The sequence below is a fragment of the Thalassorhabdus alkalitolerans genome (assembly GCF_042656525.1).
GTDB lineage: Bacteria > Bacillota > Bacilli > Bacillales > Marinococcaceae > Thalassorhabdus > Thalassorhabdus alkalitolerans.
Genome location: NZ_JBHSOZ010000017.1, coordinates 18,311 through 35,121, shown reverse-complemented (window position 1 = coordinate 35,121; position 16,811 = coordinate 18,311). Strand labels below are relative to the sequence as shown.

At 42.2% G+C, this 16,811-nt stretch carries 17 protein-coding genes and 1 tRNA gene; all 18 read right to left on the bottom strand.

The window, feature by feature from the left end; translation table 11 throughout:
* Positions 1–357 precede the first annotated feature (357 nt).
* The 18 genes from ACFPU1_RS16970 to purR all read right to left on the bottom strand — a co-directional run bounded on the left by ACFPU1_RS16970 (position 358) and on the right by purR (position 16,772).
* A tRNA-Met gene (locus tag ACFPU1_RS16970) sits at positions 358–434 on the bottom strand.
* Positions 435–638: 204 nt separating this feature from the next.
* Entirely contained in the window at positions 639–1,106 is a 468-nt protein-coding gene (locus ACFPU1_RS16965; protein WP_054637351.1) for a S1 domain-containing RNA-binding protein, read from the bottom strand.
* 183 nt (positions 1,107–1,289) lie between these two features.
* Positions 1,290–1,682, bottom strand: coding sequence for an FtsB family cell division protein (locus tag ACFPU1_RS16960; protein WP_385943179.1), 393 nt, complete (start codon positions 1,680–1,682; stop codon positions 1,290–1,292).
* A 2-nt stretch (positions 1,683–1,684) separates the two neighbouring features.
* Entirely contained in the window at positions 1,685–2,284 is a 600-nt protein-coding gene (gene yabQ, locus ACFPU1_RS16955) for a spore cortex biosynthesis protein YabQ (protein ID WP_054637350.1), read from the bottom strand.
* Positions 2,281–2,577: a sporulation protein YabP gene (yabP, locus tag ACFPU1_RS16950; RefSeq protein WP_100400549.1), complete on the bottom strand. Its 297-nt coding sequence runs from the start codon at positions 2,575–2,577 to the stop codon at positions 2,281–2,283. Before yabP ends, yabQ begins: the two co-directional genes overlap by 4 nt.
* A 110-nt stretch (positions 2,578–2,687) precedes the next feature.
* Entirely contained in the window at positions 2,688–2,969 is a 282-nt protein-coding gene (locus ACFPU1_RS16945) for an RNA-binding S4 domain-containing protein (protein ID WP_100400548.1), read from the bottom strand.
* On the bottom strand, positions 2,966–4,450 hold the full coding sequence (gene yabN / locus ACFPU1_RS16940) for a bifunctional methyltransferase/pyrophosphohydrolase YabN (RefSeq protein ID WP_385943177.1): 1,485 nt from the start codon (positions 4,448–4,450) through the stop codon (positions 2,966–2,968). Before yabN ends, ACFPU1_RS16945 begins: the two co-directional genes overlap by 4 nt.
* On the bottom strand, positions 4,447–6,054 hold the full coding sequence (locus tag ACFPU1_RS16935; protein WP_385943175.1) for a putative polysaccharide biosynthesis protein: 1,608 nt from the start codon (positions 6,052–6,054) through the stop codon (positions 4,447–4,449). Before ACFPU1_RS16935 ends, yabN begins: the two co-directional genes overlap by 4 nt.
* Before the next feature lie 151 nt (positions 6,055–6,205).
* On the bottom strand, positions 6,206–6,745 hold the full coding sequence (gene spoVT, locus ACFPU1_RS16930; RefSeq protein ID WP_385943173.1) for a stage V sporulation protein T: 540 nt from the start codon (positions 6,743–6,745) through the stop codon (positions 6,206–6,208).
* A 210-nt stretch (positions 6,746–6,955) separates the two neighbouring features.
* The gene (gene mfd / locus ACFPU1_RS16925) at positions 6,956–10,489 is read right to left on the bottom strand and encodes a transcription-repair coupling factor (RefSeq protein ID WP_054637345.1); all 3,534 of its coding nucleotides are present in this window, start codon (positions 10,487–10,489) and stop codon (positions 6,956–6,958) included.
* 230 nt (positions 10,490–10,719) lie between these two features.
* Positions 10,720–10,953 (bottom strand): anti-sigma-F factor Fin family protein, encoded by a 234-nt coding sequence (locus ACFPU1_RS16920; RefSeq protein ID WP_054637344.1) that lies wholly within the window; start codon positions 10,951–10,953, stop codon positions 10,720–10,722.
* A gap of 62 nt (positions 10,954–11,015) precedes the next feature.
* Positions 11,016–11,588, bottom strand: coding sequence for an aminoacyl-tRNA hydrolase (gene pth / locus ACFPU1_RS16915; protein WP_385943171.1), 573 nt, complete (start codon positions 11,586–11,588; stop codon positions 11,016–11,018).
* A gap of 147 nt (positions 11,589–11,735) precedes the next feature.
* A complete protein-coding gene (locus ACFPU1_RS16910; protein WP_054637343.1) occupies positions 11,736–12,401 on the bottom strand; it encodes a 50S ribosomal protein L25/general stress protein Ctc in 666 nt (221 codons plus the stop codon).
* Between the two features lie 179 nt (positions 12,402–12,580).
* On the bottom strand, positions 12,581–13,531 hold the full coding sequence (locus ACFPU1_RS16905; protein ID WP_083465565.1) for a ribose-phosphate diphosphokinase: 951 nt from the start codon (positions 13,529–13,531) through the stop codon (positions 12,581–12,583).
* A gap of 21 nt (positions 13,532–13,552) precedes the next feature.
* Positions 13,553–14,923, bottom strand: coding sequence for a bifunctional UDP-N-acetylglucosamine diphosphorylase/glucosamine-1-phosphate N-acetyltransferase GlmU (gene glmU, locus ACFPU1_RS16900; protein ID WP_385943169.1), 1,371 nt, complete (start codon positions 14,921–14,923; stop codon positions 13,553–13,555).
* Between the two features lie 192 nt (positions 14,924–15,115).
* Positions 15,116–15,409 (bottom strand): septation regulator SpoVG, encoded by a 294-nt coding sequence (gene spoVG / locus ACFPU1_RS16895; RefSeq protein WP_054637341.1) that lies wholly within the window; start codon positions 15,407–15,409, stop codon positions 15,116–15,118.
* 146 nt (positions 15,410–15,555) lie between these two features.
* Complete coding sequence (locus ACFPU1_RS16890) at positions 15,556–15,933, bottom strand: RidA family protein (protein WP_054637340.1); 378 nt, start codon at positions 15,931–15,933, stop codon at positions 15,556–15,558.
* Positions 15,930–16,772: a pur operon repressor gene (purR, locus tag ACFPU1_RS16885; protein WP_054637339.1), complete on the bottom strand. Its 843-nt coding sequence runs from the start codon at positions 16,770–16,772 to the stop codon at positions 15,930–15,932. Before purR ends, ACFPU1_RS16890 begins: the two co-directional genes overlap by 4 nt.
* Between the last annotated feature and the right edge of the window lie 39 nt (positions 16,773–16,811).

The window sequence follows — 16,811 nt, the reverse complement described above, 5'->3', positions numbered from 1 at the left end:
TTGAAAAGTACAATGTTTGTCAAAATGCCAAATCCCCCCCAAAAAACTCTTCGACGTTTTCTTTTTCTTAAACCAATTCCCTGTCCCACTAAGGATTTTACTTTTTTTTCCAAAAATAAATAGCTAATTATAATCTTAAAACTTTTCTTTTTTCAAAAAAAGGACCTGTCTATAAAGACAGATCAAGGCGAAAGAAGTTGAAAAAGTCAGATAATTAAATCCGGTTCTTTTTATTTGGCTACATATATTTCAAATAACAGGAAACAATCATTTATTAGACAAAAAAACCGAAAGGGAGATCCCTTTCGGTCGTATTTATAAGATTTATCTATTAATTTAGTAAAGATAAACTAAGTATGGTAGCGGCGGAGGGGATCGAACCCCCGACCTCACGGGTATGAACCGTACGCTCTAGCCAGCTGAGCTACACCGCCTCGTTTATGCGACAATAAATATTGTATCTTTTCTCTACAAATAAGTCAATAGTTTTTTTAACAGAAAAGAGGGTGACAGGCAGGGAATGCTTACAGTCTCTTCTTTCCTTTTTAACGATCAGGAGGAAAGGTTAGAGGCAAACAGGCACCACCCTGTATAAGTCACCCTTTTTCTTATATTATTTGCAAGAGCCGGCAGCAAGATTAGCGCTTAGATCCACGGCCACCTCGCTTGGAATCAGTGTTCTTACGTAACGAGGCCAAACGCTCTTCGCTGTCTTTTAGAAAACGATTCATTTTATCTTCAAAAGAAGCGGGGCGTTGCGGTCGTCCGCCTGGTCCACCACGGCCCGGCCCGCGTCCGGAGCCGCCACGACGGTCACCTTTAGGACGGTCTGTTCTTTCTTGTCGCTCTGGACGCTCTGGACGTTCAGGACGATCCTGCGCTTTGCGGATAGAAAGGCCGATTTTACCATCGTCCTCTACTTTCATTACTTTCACTGTGACTGTATCTCCCACAGTTAAAAATTCATTAATGTTATCCACATACTTATCGGCAACTTCACTGATATGCACCAGTCCGGTTTTGCCTCCCGGAAGTTCCACAAATGCTCCAAAGTTGGTAATACCGGTTACTTTCCCTTCCAACTTGCTGCCTACTTCAATTGACATGAAAAAAATGCTCCTCCTTGTATACTTCTCAAATTTCATTGCGGCCTTGGGCAAGAATATCCTGCACCTTTATTATACACGATAAGTGAGACAATTTGTTAATCACTTATTTGTAAGCAGGGCAAGTTTTCATGCATGCCTTCCGCCAGCCACCACTATTATACTTGAATGAAAAAATAAGTGTCAATCAGACTGTTGTTGTGCCGGAACTTTAAATAACGTTTCTCCAGGCTTTGTTAGATAATAATCTCTTCTAGCAATTTCTGCTATGTAATCTATATCGTTGTAGTTCTCGATCTCCTGCTTCAATTCTATTTCCTCCGCTTGCAGCTCTTTTATCTCTATTTCCAAGCTGTTTCTTTCTTCTTTCTTTGCTTCAAGCATGGACCACTGGGATATTAAAGTAACGGAGGCAATAATAGTAAAAAGAATGCCGACTGCTGCAAGAGCAGTAAGGCGCCGTGACAGGCCGCGTCTACGCTTTTCTTCTACAGCTTTCATTCTTTCCTGCTCACGATTCTTCTCGCTTGCGTACTGTGTTTTCAGTCTGGTAATTTTCTTTTTTTGATCTGCCATTTCTAACCACCTTTACGTTTAAATATCCGCCACTCCTTTACCCATTTTTTTAATAAATCTACCTTAGAATTTATGCTTTTTCGCAAAGAAGGAGGGAACCAGCGGATAAACAGGCTAACAATTGGCGATGCCAACCAGCGAAGAGGGAATATAATTACACGGAAGATTCCTATTGCTATCGAACACAAGGTTGTTATTCCTATCATACCTAAGCTTACCAAGACTTTCAATATGAATTTGACAGGTTTGAAAACGGTTAATGTAATTATCTGCTTGCAAATACGAAGCAAATGTTTTACAAAGGTAATTACTTTCTCGACGGTAGACATAAAAACTTCTCTGCCCCAAAGACGGTAAAAATAAAAGCCAAAGAGGAGAGCAAGAAAAACATAAATACGCATTTCTCCTTCATTAGCATGAAGGAGAAAATAAAATATCAATAAGGCTTGAACCACCCAGAACAATACATCAAGTAAAGCTCGTCTCCAGGAAAAATATCGTTCTTTCCCCAGGAACCGGTGATATAAATCTAAATTCATTCCTACTGCTGTTCCCATAAGGACCATTACAAGCATAGTGTAGAACTGGACAGAGAGTGTCACTTGAACAACTTCCCGAATAAGCCTTTTGTTTTGTTATCCTGCTGATCCAGATAGATGAGGTCATCTACCTTCCCTTCAATAGAAACAACGCCTTCCTTTACATCCAGGTTTTTCATGTGAAGGTTATGGCCCCTGATGGAAAGATAGCCAAGCTCTGTTTCTAATAGAAACTCTTCATTGTCAAAGCTTTCAACTTCTTTCACACCTGAAATCTCTAATGTTTTTCTTCCTTTGAGGGTAATATCATGAACCTTTTGAGGACGCTCTACTTGATAATCATCACGGTATGTCATACGACCACTCTCCTGTTTCTTTAGCTTGTTTCATCCCTATGCGTCACAAGAGAGTAATAGAATAAACGAATAAGCAAAACAAAAATAACCTGACCGCAGCCAGGTTAACTTTAGTAATTTCTCTCCTCTTCTTTTGCCTCTTGCACTTCTTCTTTTAAAACAGTGTACATCGAATTTGATTCTTCTTTCTTTGTCGTATCCTTGATTGCCTCTACCCTTACCGTAACTTTTTTACTTCCAAACTGAATCGCAATCTCGTCGCCTTCTTTTACCTCGGTGCCGGCTTTAGCCTTGTTTCCGTTAACTGTAATTCTTCCCTTGGCAGCCACTTCTTTTGCTAAGGTTCTGCGTTTGATTAAACGGGAAACCTTTAAAAACTTATCAATTCTCATGATTCTCTCTCCTTCCTTTTTGCCTCTTCCCATAAAGCATCCATTTCTTCTAATTTCATGTCCTCAAGGTTTTTCTTTTCTTCTCGTACCCTTTTTTCGATATAGGCAAATCGACGTTGGAATTTCTGGTTCGTCATATGAAGGGATTCTTCAGGATGAAGGCCATAGTGGCGGCCCAGATTTACCAGGACAAACAACAGATCCCCGAATTCCTTTTTCATCGCTTCCTTGTCAGCTTGTTGAATTTCAGCCTTTATTTCTTCTATTTCCTCCTGAAGTTTAGCCCAGACTGGCTCTGCTTCGCCCCAGTCAAACCCCACTTTCGCTGCTTGTTTTTGGAGATCGAATGCTCTCATTAAGGACGGAAGGGACACGGGGATACTGCTTAATATAGAGGATGTCTCTGTATCTTCCCCTTTGTTTTTTTTCTCTTCCTTTTTTATTGCATCCCAATTAGTCACTACCTCGTCGGCCGTTTCTGCCTGCTCTTCTCCAAATACATGAGGATGGCGGCGAATCATTTTTTCTGTAATGGTTTCTATCACATCATCTATCGTGAAGTAACCCTCATCTTCTCCAATTTGCGCATGAAGCATGACTTGAAGCAATACATCTCCCAGCTCTTCTTGAAGATGCCAGTCATCTTCTTCATCAATAGCGTCCAATACTTCGTAAGCTTCTTCAAGAAGATATTTTTTAAGAGACTGGTGTGTTTGCTTTTTGTCCCACGGGCAGCCATTTGGACCTCTAAGCTCTGCAATTACCTGCCGAAGTGTGTTGAAGTCCTGGTACAGGAGCGCTTCATCCTTTACTGGAGGAATATATAGTGCTGTTAAATTGCTTATCTCCGCTTTTCTGTCCAACTCATACAAAGGGAGCGTCTCTACCCTTTCCCTCCTAGACCCTGCCGCTGTTACCAGCTTTACCTCATAGTCATCTGGAACTTTTTCCATCAGAGTAAGCTTAACCTCCGAAGCAATAAGTGGATCATATAGTTGGGTAATGATCATATGCTGTCGTACATTCATATTTTCCTTACTCAGCTCAGTCGCATCTAAAAGCTGAAAACCATCACTCGGGTCAATCTGAAGAGCTTGAAACATGGGATCAAGGAAGCTTGCTCCTCCCTTAAATTCTATAGACACTTCACCCTTTGCTTCTTTTTCAATGAGCAGCTGTACCGTCATTTCAGCAACCATGGGATGACCAGGAACGACATAGCAAACATTCGTTGAGCGTGCTTCCTCACTGAGCCGTTCTACAATCTCCTTATAAACATCCTCAAAATTTCCATGCTTTTCGTATAAATAATCAAAGCTGTCAATTGCTATAGATTCCTCCTGAAGATCTTTCACAGCAGGATGATCTGTTGTTCTGGCGTAGACCTTCTCTTGTTTTTTAATGAACCTGTATGCTCCTAGTGGAAGAAATTCAAGACCTGCAGGTCCTAGACCTACGATTGAAATTTTTTTACTAGTCATGCTGATCGCTCCTTTACCAACAGAATCTTTTCTAAACGGTCCATGCCAGGGAGATAGCTGCTTTCAGGAGAGGAGATCACTTTCCAGCGTAACAAGAGGTGCAAAAAGATGCCTCCTCCTCCGGTGGCAGAACATACCGCCGCAATGGCATGAACTCCCCGTCCACCTTCCCCTGCAGTCATAAGACAGGTATGTAAAATCCAAGTGCACAGTAACATAAAAAGCAGAGCAGCTCCCCCTTTGACAACATGCAAGGCTTGTATTTTTACAGCATAGCCTTTTCGGTAAATAAAAATAATATTTAGCAGAGCTGTAACTCCTATCCCTGTTACGGTTGCTGCCGCAGCTCCAATTGTTGTGAAAGCTGGAATAAGCAAAATGTTCAAAGAAATTTTGACGATAATACCTATACTTAAGTGAATAGCCGGCAGATAAAAGTGGTCTCTGCCTTGAAGTACAGCTGCTGATGTGACGGCTGCGCCGCTTACGGCTAGTGTTAAGCCAAGCCACCTAAGCACCTCTGTACCGTGTCCATTAACAAACAACATGACGTTTACGGATTCAGCAATGACCCACAGCCCCAAGGCAGCTGCTGCCCCAAGAATGATGCTTACCCTTATGGCAAGCTCCCCGAATATGCGGGCTTCCTTCTCGTTTTTCCTTGAAACTTCTCTGCTGATATATGGAATTACAGCTAAGGAAAATGCAGTAGCCGCCAGTGTTCCAAACTGTAAGAGAGGCTGGCCGCGGTCGAATACACCTTTTGCCACCATCGCTTCTTCTCCAGCAAGTCCTGCTCCTTGAAGCATTCGAATGACCATCAATGCATCAACAAGCTGATAGATAATAAACATCATAGCTCCTAAAGAAACGAGCATACCATTTACAAAAAGTCTTTTTCCTATTTGTCTGCTTGAAGCAAACACACTTGGCCAGTGAAGATGTGTAAAGGAAATCGGGTGGCTTTTAAATGTAACAAAAAAGAGTACCACAGCTCCCGCTGCACTTCCGATAACTGACCCAAGGGCTGCTCCTGTTCCTGCCTGATATGCTGTTCCCTGGCTTATGTATGTAACCCAAGCAAATATCAATATCACCGCTACTCTCAGCACTTGCTCGGATAGGTGAGAAACAGCTGTAGGTACCATATTTCCCCTTCCTTGTCCGTACCCGCGGACTGAAGCTAGAAAGGGGACTGTCAATACGGATAAAGAGATGATTTGAAGCGGGAACGCTAGCATTTCGTCTCCCATCCACTCTGCAAGAAAAGGAGCAGCTACCCACAATAGAATACATAACGGCAGGAAAAAAAGTGAAAGTAATATAAAAGAGGCGGCTGCGATTTCCTCTCCCTTGGATCTATGTAAACGATCTTCAAGCATCATTTTTGAAATAATCACCGGAAACCCATACATGGAGATGACCATTACAGCTCCGTAGAATGGATAAATCTGCTGATAAACATAATAACCTAAGTCTCCGGTTAAATTCTGGTAAGGGACTCTGTATAGAGCACTAAGTACTTTTCCCAGTAAACCGGCTGCTGAAAGGATAAGAGCTCCCTTTATTAATTTACTGCCAGCGGGTATGTTCCGATTCTCCAAAAAGGCTCTTCCTTTCTCATATGTAGCTTTATCTCCCGGGATTGTATCCGGCGTTAATTATATCACATTGTACGACTTTCCTAAGAGAACGAAAGATGACTGCAAAAAAGCAGCCCGCTGGCTGCTTTTTTGAAATCGGTTATAATCTTTATTATTGCTCCATTTGTCTGGCTAGAAAACCGGCTGCAGTTTCCAGAAGCTTTTGTGTTACTTCACTATGAAATGATTCATTCTTGGCAACCATAACAACTGCTCCAATAGGATCACCATTAGCAATGATAGGAGCTACCACATAGCCTTGCATTTCTTCCTTATGGTCACTGACGACGTTATATTCTCCTTGACTGCTCTCGATCTTTGTCTGACGTTCGGAGATGGCTTCCTCAACTACTTCTCCAACGCTTTTCGTGCCATACTCTTTCTTTGATCCCCCAGAAACAGCAATGTACGTATCGCGATCAGCGATCAAAATAGGATGGTGCAGTGTTTCGTATAATGCCTCTGCATATTCCTTTGCAAAATCACCCAATTCTGAGATAGGGGAATATTTCTTCAGTATGACTTCCCCGTCTCGATCTACAAAAATCTCTAATGGATCGCCTTCCCTTATTCGTAAAGTTCGGCGAATTTCTTTAGGAATGACGACCCTTCCGAGATCATCAATCCGACGGACAATACCAGTAGCTTTCATCTGAGATGCCTCACTTTCTAAGTTGTTTTCTCTTGATGAGATGAATAAAAGAATGGTGGTATAAACTTAGCTGCCTTTCTTTTCGAGACTTTTCTGTTGAAAAGTTCTACTTCATCGTTTTGCTACTCCTATTATCCGTCACCAAAAAAGAACTATTCATTCAATTTCCATATATTTTTTAAAATTTGCCTGTTTTCCCTTTAATACTGTTTAATTGGTCTGATTAACCGTTTCTTTTTTTGCTTCTGGCAGCCTTTTCAAAAGCTTTTCGAGTATGCCCAAGTACTTTTCATCTGACATCTTGCGTCGTTGAAGAACAATTTTGATTTTTTGATCCGTCGCTCCTAGACCCAATTCTCTGCCAAGATCATTTATGACAGCAAACAGCTTTGCCCCGTCTATCTGATCACTCGTTTCTTTTGAAAGAATGAGTGAAGTTTTGTTGTTCTCCTGCAGCAAAGCCTCAACTCCTTCTTCCTGTCCGTATACCTTAACTTTTGTCAGAGAAATAAGGTTCTTGACTTCCACAGGGAAATCACCAAAGCGGTCAATCATTTCATCCTCCAGATCCCTGATATCCTCTGTTGACTCCACTCCTTTAAAACGTTTGTACATTTCAATTTTTTGCTTGGAGTCTTCAATATAGCTGGCAGGTATATAAGCATCTACTTTCATATCAATTTCAAGTTCAGGTGCTTTCTCTTTTGGTTTATCCCCTTTCCTCTCTTCAATTGCATCCTTCAGCATTTGTGAATACAAATCAAACCCCACGGATTCAATATAGCCGTGCTGCTGGGCACCGAGAAGATTTCCTGTACCTCTGATAGAAAGATCGCGCATCGCGATTTTAAAACCGGAGCCTAATTCTGTAAATTCCTTAATAGCCTGCAGCCGTTTTTCAGCAACTTCACTTAGCACCTTATCCCTTTGGTAGGTAAAATAGGCATAAGCCACCCGGTTAGATCTTCCTACCCGTCCACGTATTTGATACAGCTGCGAGAGCCCCATCTTATCAGCGTTGTAAATGATTAAAGTGTTTACATTCGGTATATCTACACCTGTTTCGATAATAGTAGTTGTCACCAGGACATCTTTATTTCCTTCCAGGAAGTCTATCATCACTGACTCAAGCTCTTGTTCGTTCATTTGCCCGTGTGCATAGGTGACATTTGCTTCCGGAACAAGCATAGAAATTTGATCTGCCATACGGCTTATATCGTCTACGCGGTTGTAGAGGAAATACACTTGTCCTCCCCGGCTCAATTCTCTTTCTACGGCCTCCTTGATGAGCGATGCATTATAATCGAGCACATACGTTTGAACGGGAAACCTGTTCTCCGGAGGTGTTTCAATAACGGACAAATCCCGGACACCGAGCATAGACATATGAAGGGTTCTTGGTATAGGAGTGGCTGTCAGCGTAAGCACATCGATATTAGATTTCAGCTGCTTAATCTTTTCTTTATGGGTCACGCCAAAACGCTGCTCCTCATCCACGATTAATAGACCTAAATCCTTGAATATTACATCCTTGGAAAGAACGCGGTGGGTACCGATTACAATATCTACGCTTCCTGCCTTTAACCCTTTTATCGTTTCATTTTGCTGCTTTCGTGTACGGAAACGGCTTAAGAGGCCTACATTAATAGGGTATTCCGAAAACCGTTCCTGGATGGTCTCGTAATGCTGCTGGGCAAGTATGGTCGTCGGCACCAGTATTGCTACCTGCTTCCCATCCATAATGGCTTTAAAGGCAGCCCTGATTGCAACTTCCGTTTTCCCATAACCAACATCTCCACAAAGAAGACGGTCCATTGGCCTGCCTTTCTCCATGTCCTCTTTAATTTCTTGAATTGCCCTTAGTTGGTCCTCTGTTTCCTGATAAGGAAAAGAAGATTCAAATTCTTTTTGTTCAGGGCTGTCAGGTGAATAGGCATAACCTTTCGAAGCTTCTCTTTCGGCATAAAGCTTGATTAAGTCGTCTGCTATATCTTCTACTGAATTTTGTACTTTTCGTTTAACCTTTTTCCATTCATTTCCCCCAAGCGCGTAGATCTTAGGGTCTTTCTCCTCTGAAGCGACGTATTTCTGCACCTGGTCTATTTGTTCCACAGGCACATACAACTTATCGTTTCCTGCGTAGGAAATATTTAAATAATCTTTATGAATACCGTTTACTTCAAGAGTTTCAATTCCTAAATATTTACCTATCCCATGATTAGTGTGAACGATAAGGTCACCGACCTGAAGCTCTGAATAGCTTTTGATCCGCTCAGCATTAGAAATCTTCTGACCTCTTCTTGCTCTTGTTACTTTCTTCGTAAACGTTTCTTTTTCCGTAATCACAGCTATCTTTTCCATAGGAAGCTCAAAGCCGCTGTTTAAATACCCCGTGGTGATATATAGATATCCTGGTCGAAGTGAGGTACCTTCCTTCGCTATTTCCGTTACGATATCATAATCACTCAGTATATTTTGCAGCTTTTTCGCCCGCTCATCATCACTTGCTACGAATACCACTGTAAAGCTGCCTTTTTTCCATCGGTCAACTTCCCCCTGTAACACAGGCATTTGCCCATGGAACTGCTGCATTGACTTACAGTTCACATTTACAATATTTTGCGGATTAATGGTAGGCACATGACGTAAAAACAAGGACAGGTGAACCTTTGGCTGCTTCATACGAGTAAAAAGCTTTTCAAATGGGATGGATAATTCAAGGTCATGTGGGACTTCACCTTGCTCCAGTAATGCGGTGTTCCACTCAGCTTCCTCTTTGTCCAGCCTTTCTGCCATTTCCTGAACTCTTGTTAATTCATCAACCATTACCAGTGAGTCTTCCGGCAGGTAATCTAATAACGTGCCGGTTTCCTCGTAGTAGTAACTTACGTACTTATACAGCCCCTGAAATCTGCTTCCCTCGCGGAGCTGATCCCTTTCATACGTTAAATAGCTTTGGAGCTTTTCCTTCACTTCGTTGTTTTTCAATTTCTTTAAAGAGGCTGCAAGGGAGTGCTCAAGCTTTTCTGCTCCCCGGTATAGATGCTCTTTAAACAGAATAATTTCCTGGCCCGGACCAATGAGCACTTCTTTTACTTGCGTTAATGAACGCTGGTCTTCTGCGTGAAAGTAGCGAATGGAATCAATCTCGGTATCAAAAAGTTCAATACGCAGAGGATTTTCCTCTGTCAGTGGATAGATATCGATGATACCTCCGCGAATGCTGAATTCGCCTGGAGAGCTGACCATATCCGCTCGTTGATACCCCGTAGATGTCAGCGTATACACAAAGTCATCTATAGGCAGATCTTCCCCGACTCTTAAACGATATTGACAGCGCTCCCATAGAGATGGAGGAGGGAGAAGACGTCTCATTCCTGCAATAGGGACAACCACAACGCCTTTCTTTCCATGCAGCAGTGAATTTAATACCTCGATTCGCTGAGCCATCATTTCAGGGCTGGCCACAGCTATTTCCGAGGAAATAAGTTCATTCACAGGGTATAAGTAAACATTATCACCTAAAAGATCTATTAAGTCTTCATAGAGTTTTTGAGCTTGGTACAGGTTATGTGTGATCACAACCTGTGGGCGGGAAGTCTCTTCAAAAAACGAAGCCATTAACATCGTGCGGGCCGACCCTGTCAACCCTGTTACCAACTGCTCCTTTAAACCCGCTTCCACCCCCTCTTTTACCGCTTGAACATCTTTATTGTTCAGTAAGACCTGTTGGATACCCTTCATTCTTTTTGTTCCTCCTCATTTCTCAACCACCTCTCCCACTCTTTGGAACAGGATGACGGCCTTCTCCTACTTATCTATTCAGATGCACATAGCTGCTGTACACCAATTATATACAATCCAAGACTGCTTCTTTCCACCTTACTTGCAGCCAGAGAACAGAAAAATGCTTTGGCTCACGTCTCACCAAAGCTGTTTTTCTATCTTATATACTATCATGATAATACGATTAATTAGTTAATCCAACGCTCAATTGCATGCAAAGAAGGATCTCTCTCCAATGCCTCCTGACAATGCTCACATGTGACCTTCACATAGGTATTTCCATTATTTCCGTAATGAACCATTTCTGCCCGTTCACTTTCTGTAAGCTCTTGTAAACCAAGCTTATGAGAATCCAGCAGCCGATCGTCTTCTACCTCACCGATGGTTGTCCCGCAATGACGGCAGTGATATGAAATTGCCATATGCATACTCCCTTCTACCGTTTACAGCTATTTTTTCGTAGTATAAACGGCAGAAGCATTCCCTATACTCCTTCTTTGCGATTAAACTCATTCATCACTGAAGCAAAATCCTCTTTCGTCCACAGAGCAGCGGCTTCAGCTGACTTCTCAATCGCTTCCTTTACAGCTTCCTTTTCCTCAGGCGGAAATTTACCCAGCACATGAGAGGTAATGGATGCTCCTGCTTCGGGACGTCCAACACCTATTCTGATTCTTTTAAAATCTTTTGTGCCCAAATGGTTGATAAGAGACTTCATGCCATTATGGCCTCCATGGCCCCCCTTTTGCCGAAGGCGCAATGAACCTGGTTCCAGGTCTAAATCATCATATATTACTAGTACATCTTCAGGTTCAATGGAGAAGTAATCAAGCAACGGCTTAACCGATTCCCCTGATAAGTTCATAAAGGTCAGGGGCTTAAGTAAAAATACTTTTTCGCCACCCTGAACTCCTGTCCCGTATACCCCTTTAAATTTGCTTTGATCTAAAGAGATACTCAATTTTTCTGCCACTATATCAATAGCTTCAAAGCCAACATTGTGTCTTGTTTCATTGTACTTTGCCCCTGGATTGCCTAAACCGACAATGAGCTTCATAATCTTTCCCTCACTTCATCGCTTTCTTTCACGCAGAATGGACGGAGAAGAGCCCGTACAGGCTCTACCTCCGTCTTTCCTTTCAAAAATCTCAGATGTGAAAAAGGTATACCCGGCCACAACCGGCTATACCTTGTAATCTATTTGTTATTGATTTGAATCATTATTGTCTTCAGAGGCGTCTTCACCAGATTCCTCTGCACCCTCTTCGCCTACCAGCTCAGGCTCTCCGCCTTCTTCAGCAGCAGGCTCTTCCTCTTCTTGAGGTGGAAGCACGGTTACCACTGTTTCATCCGGTTCACCTAGAATTTCAAAGTTTCTGCCGGACTTCAAGGCGTCAACTTGAATGGAATCACCAATGTTTAGTTCAGAAATATCCACTGTTATTTCTTCTGGAAAATCTTCTGGCTTAGCTCGCACGGTAATGTTGTAAAGAAGATGAGAGACAATGCCTCCTTCTTTCTCACCCGGTGCTTCTCCAGTTAGACTTACTGTAACATCTGCATCCATTTCAGCATCTAAATCAACTTCAAAGAAGTCTATATGCATGATATGGTCCTTAAGCGGATCTACTTGAATATCATGAGCGATAACTTTATGTTTCTTTCCTGTAGATTCCACTTCTAATTCTACAATGCCGTTACGTCCTACTTCACGAATGGTTTTAATAAAGTCAACATTTTCAACCGCTACCGGTGTGCTCTCTACTTTTTTACCGTATAGTACACCTGGCACAAAACCTTCCACGCGAAGCTTTCTTGTGGCAGAACGTTTTAAATCTGTACGTGACTTAGCCTCTAATACTGCTGACATTCTATTCACCCCTTATTAGTGTCCATTATTCTTTATTCCCGACATTTCATCTTCCGAAACCAAAAATCTGAATAAATTACTTGAAAAGGTTGTTGAATGTTACTGGCAAGTGGTAAGTTTTTCGTTTGTACACCTTAGTGGAAATGTTTCTTCTTTATAGAAAACCATACTTCTTTGCTTTAATCAAACAGCGTGCTGACAGACGTGTGCTCGTGTACACGGATAATCGCTTCTGCCATTAGACCAGCAACGGAAAGCTCATGAATCTTTTCGATTTTCTTTTCCTCTGGGAGAGCGATTGTATTTGTTACAGTCAGCTCTTTAATTTGCGAATTCTTGATCCGTTCAATAGCAGGCCCTGATAATACCGGGTGCGTGCTGCATGCATACACTTCTTTGGCGCCATGCTCAATTAATGCATCTGCAGCTAATGTCATCGTTCCGGCGGTATCGATAATGTCATCAATAATAATGGCAGTTTTTCCTTCTACGTTACCGACAATGTTCATAACCTCGGACACATTAGGCTTTGGACGTCTTTTATCAATAATAGCAATCGGAGCTTTTAAACGGTCAGCCATTCTTCTTGCCCGTACCACACCTCCGTGGTCCGGAGAAACAATGACTACATCCTCTAATCCTTTTTCCTCATAATGCTTGGAAAGAAGGGGCACACCGAGAAGCTGATCCACAGGAATATCAAAGAATCCTTGTATTTGTGTAGCATGAAGATCCATACTAAGCACTCTCGTGGCTCCTGCTGTCTCTAGGAGGTTTGCTACAAGCTTTGAAGTAATCGGCTCACGTGAGCGGGCTTTACGGTCTTGACGGGCGTATCCATAATAAGGTATCACCACATTGATGGTGTTAGCTGAAGCACGTTTGGCGGCATCCACCATAATTAAAAGCTCCATAAGATGTTCATTTGCAGGCTCAGAAGTTGACTGGACTATAAATACGTCACACCCTCGGATGCTTTCTTCGATGTTGACTTGAACTTCGCCGTCACTAAAACGCTTTACCGAGCATTTTGCCAAATCAATCCCTATATGTTCTGCTATTTCCTCAGCCAGCTTTGGATTAGAGTTTAAGGTGAATACCTTCAAATACGGATCATCATACATTGCCATTTCTTTATTCCCTCCGTGCTATTATTGGTTAGATTTCTTTTTAAAATTTTCTTTATTTGTCTGCCTTGCGCGAGCAATGGATAAAGCTTTGCCCGGTACATCGTCGGTAATTGTCGATCCAGCAGCCACATATGCACCTTCTCCGACAGTTACAGGAGCGATCAAATTAGAATTGCATCCGATAAAAGCATCATTCTCGATCTTTGTCAGGTGCTTTGAACTGCCGTCATAATTTACTGTAATCGAACCACAGCCTAAATTAACGTTTGTGCCTACTTCGGCATCCCCAATATAGCTTAAGTGAGAAGCCTTGCTTCCTTTATCCATGGAAGACTTTTTCACTTCCACAAAGTTCCCGATCTTCACTTCATCACTAATTTGTGATTGAGGCCTGATATGAGCAAATGGGCCAATATTTACATTGTTCCCCACTTCACTGTCAGCCACAACAGACTGTTTAATATGAGTGCTGTTTCCAATGGTACTGTCAATTAATTCACTGTGAGGGCCAATTGTGCATTTTTCTCCGATTTTTGTACGGCCTGTTATTATTACACCTGGAGAAAGGACCGTATCGCGTCCAATTTCTGCTTCTGAAGAAATATAAGTATTATCAGGGTCAAGAAGAGTAACACCCTGCCTCATCCAATTCTCATTGATTCGGCGTTTCATAGCCTGCTCCGCTTTGGAAAGAGCTACCCGGTCGTTTACACCTATCGTTTCTGTAAAATCTTCAGTCTGCCAGGCAGAGATCGTTTCCCCCTGCTCTTTTAAGATTTCAATCACATCAGGAAGGTAATATTCTCCTTGAACATTATTATTTTCAACTTGCTTTAAAGCCTTAAATAGGGATTTATTATCAAAACAATAGGTACCTGTATTTATTTCCTTTACAGCCCGTTCAGTATCATTTGCATCTTTATGTTCTACAATACGGGTAACAACTCCACTTTTTTCATCACGCAGAATCCTGCCGTAGCCCGTTGGGTCATCTGCTTTAGCAGTCAAAATTGTAGCTTTTGCACTTGTTTTTTCGTGGTGGTCCATTAAATCGGTTATTGTTTCCGCAGTGAGTAACGGTGTATCACCACATAAAACAACGGTTATTCCGTCCCTGCCGGCAAGCTGGTTTTCTGCCTGTTCTACAGCATGCCCTGTTCCCAGTTGTTCTTCCTGCAGAGCGTAAGAACTCCGGTCTCCCAAATGATCTTTTACCATCTCCGCACCGTGCCCTACAATTGTGACGATTTCTGATAAGCCTGCATGGCGGACCTGCTCTACCACATGTTGAACCATAGGTTTACCACATACAGGATGAAGTACTTTATACAAGTCAGATCTCATTCGTGTTCCTTGTCCCGCAGCCAAAATAACTGCAAAGCGATCACTCATTATTTATCCCCCAAGCATGCTTTTTTCCATTACGAATATATCCTAAAAAAAAGACCTTTTCAAGGTTTGTCTTGATCTGGTCATAAAACCTTTACAACTTTTCTTCACGCGGCTCACCTTAACTTCATTATTTTCCCAAAAAATAGCGACCTTGCTCAAATTCTGCAAGGCCGCTTGGCGTGTAAGTATAAATTAAGAAGCTCCAGCTTCTTCGAATTCTACGTTTTCTAATTCTCCCTGACGTTCGTACTCACCCAAAACAGCTGTTTGGATCTTTTCACGCGTTTGTGAAGAAATAGGGTGGGCGATGTCTCTAAACTCTCCATCCGGGGTACGTTTACTAGGCATAGCTACAAACAAACCATTATTCCCATCAATCACACGAATGTCATGAACAACAAACTCATTATCAATTGTAATAGAGGCTATCGCTCTCATTCTTCCATCGGTATTTACCCGGCGAAGTCTTACGTCTGTCACTTCCATTCTGTCACCACCTTTTGCCAAATAAAAGTCTTGATACTCAAATTCAACGACTAAGGCAGCAATTCCTTCTTTCCTTTCATAAAAATAATATTTTTTTGTTCCTTTTATTTTTCTGAAGAAAAGAAGGGTGGATTCAAATGGTTCTTCTACCCTTTTATAAGAGCAATTACTTCAATTTCCACAAGCACATCCTTTGGAAGACGTGCCACTTCTACACAAGAACGAGCTGGCTGATGCTCACTGAAATATTCACCGTATACTTCATTGATTAACGGAAATTCGTCCATATTTTTTATGAAAACGGTGGCTTTTACCACGGTGTCCAGTGATGCTCCGGCTTCAGCAAGGACAGCTTTGAGGTTTTGAAAGACCTGATGGGTCTGCTCCTGAACTCCGCCTTCTACGATTTCCATTTCCGGAGTAAGAGGAATTTGGCCTGAACTATAAAATATATTGTTTACTATAATCCCTTGACTATAAGGACCGATGGCTTCTGGTGCCTTGGTCGTGTATACTTTTTTCATGCTTTGACCACCTCTTTGATTTTGTCGAGACAATTTCCTGGTACCACTTTTATTTCTTTTTGTTTTTCATTTACCTGAGCCAGTCTGGTGATTGACACGTAATCGGTAACAAGGCGTTCTTCCACATCTTCTGCTTCTACAAGAACACCAATCCCGACCACGTTGGCGCGGAATTCCTTCAAGAGATCCATCATGCCTAAAGCAGTGCCTCCCGCTTTCATAAAGTCATCCACAATTAATACATTGGCACCTTCTGGCAGGCTGCGGCGGGCAAGAGACATGGTTTGAATCCGCTTCGATGAACCAGAGACATAATTAATGCTTACCATTGAGCCTTCCGTGACCCGATGATCTCTTCTCACGATGCTCACTGGCACGTCCAAATAGGAGCCTACCGCATAAGCAAGCGGTATTCCCTTGGTAGCTACAGTCATCACGGCATCAATCTTCTGATCTGCAAATACAGCTGCATATAATCGTCCAATTTCATTCATTAACCGGGGATAACCAAGAATGTCCATCATGTATAAATACCCGCCTGGCAACAGCCGCTCCGGATCTTCTAGCTTCCTGCAAAGGTTATAAATAATCTCTTCCCCTTCTTCAGGAGCAACAGTGGGAACATATTTCACCCCGCCGTTTGCCCCGGGAATGGTTAAAAGAGATCCGATACTCTGTGATTCAAACATCTCTTTTACGATACCTAAATCTTCACTAATTGAGGATTTAGCAGATGTATATCGATCGGCAAAATAACTTAACGAGATTAACTGGTGCGGATGCTGTAAGAGAAAATGAGTCATGTCAACTAGACGTCCGCTGCGTTTCATTTTTTTCATAAGCCCCTCCGGAAAAAACCGAATATTTTAGTTTAATAT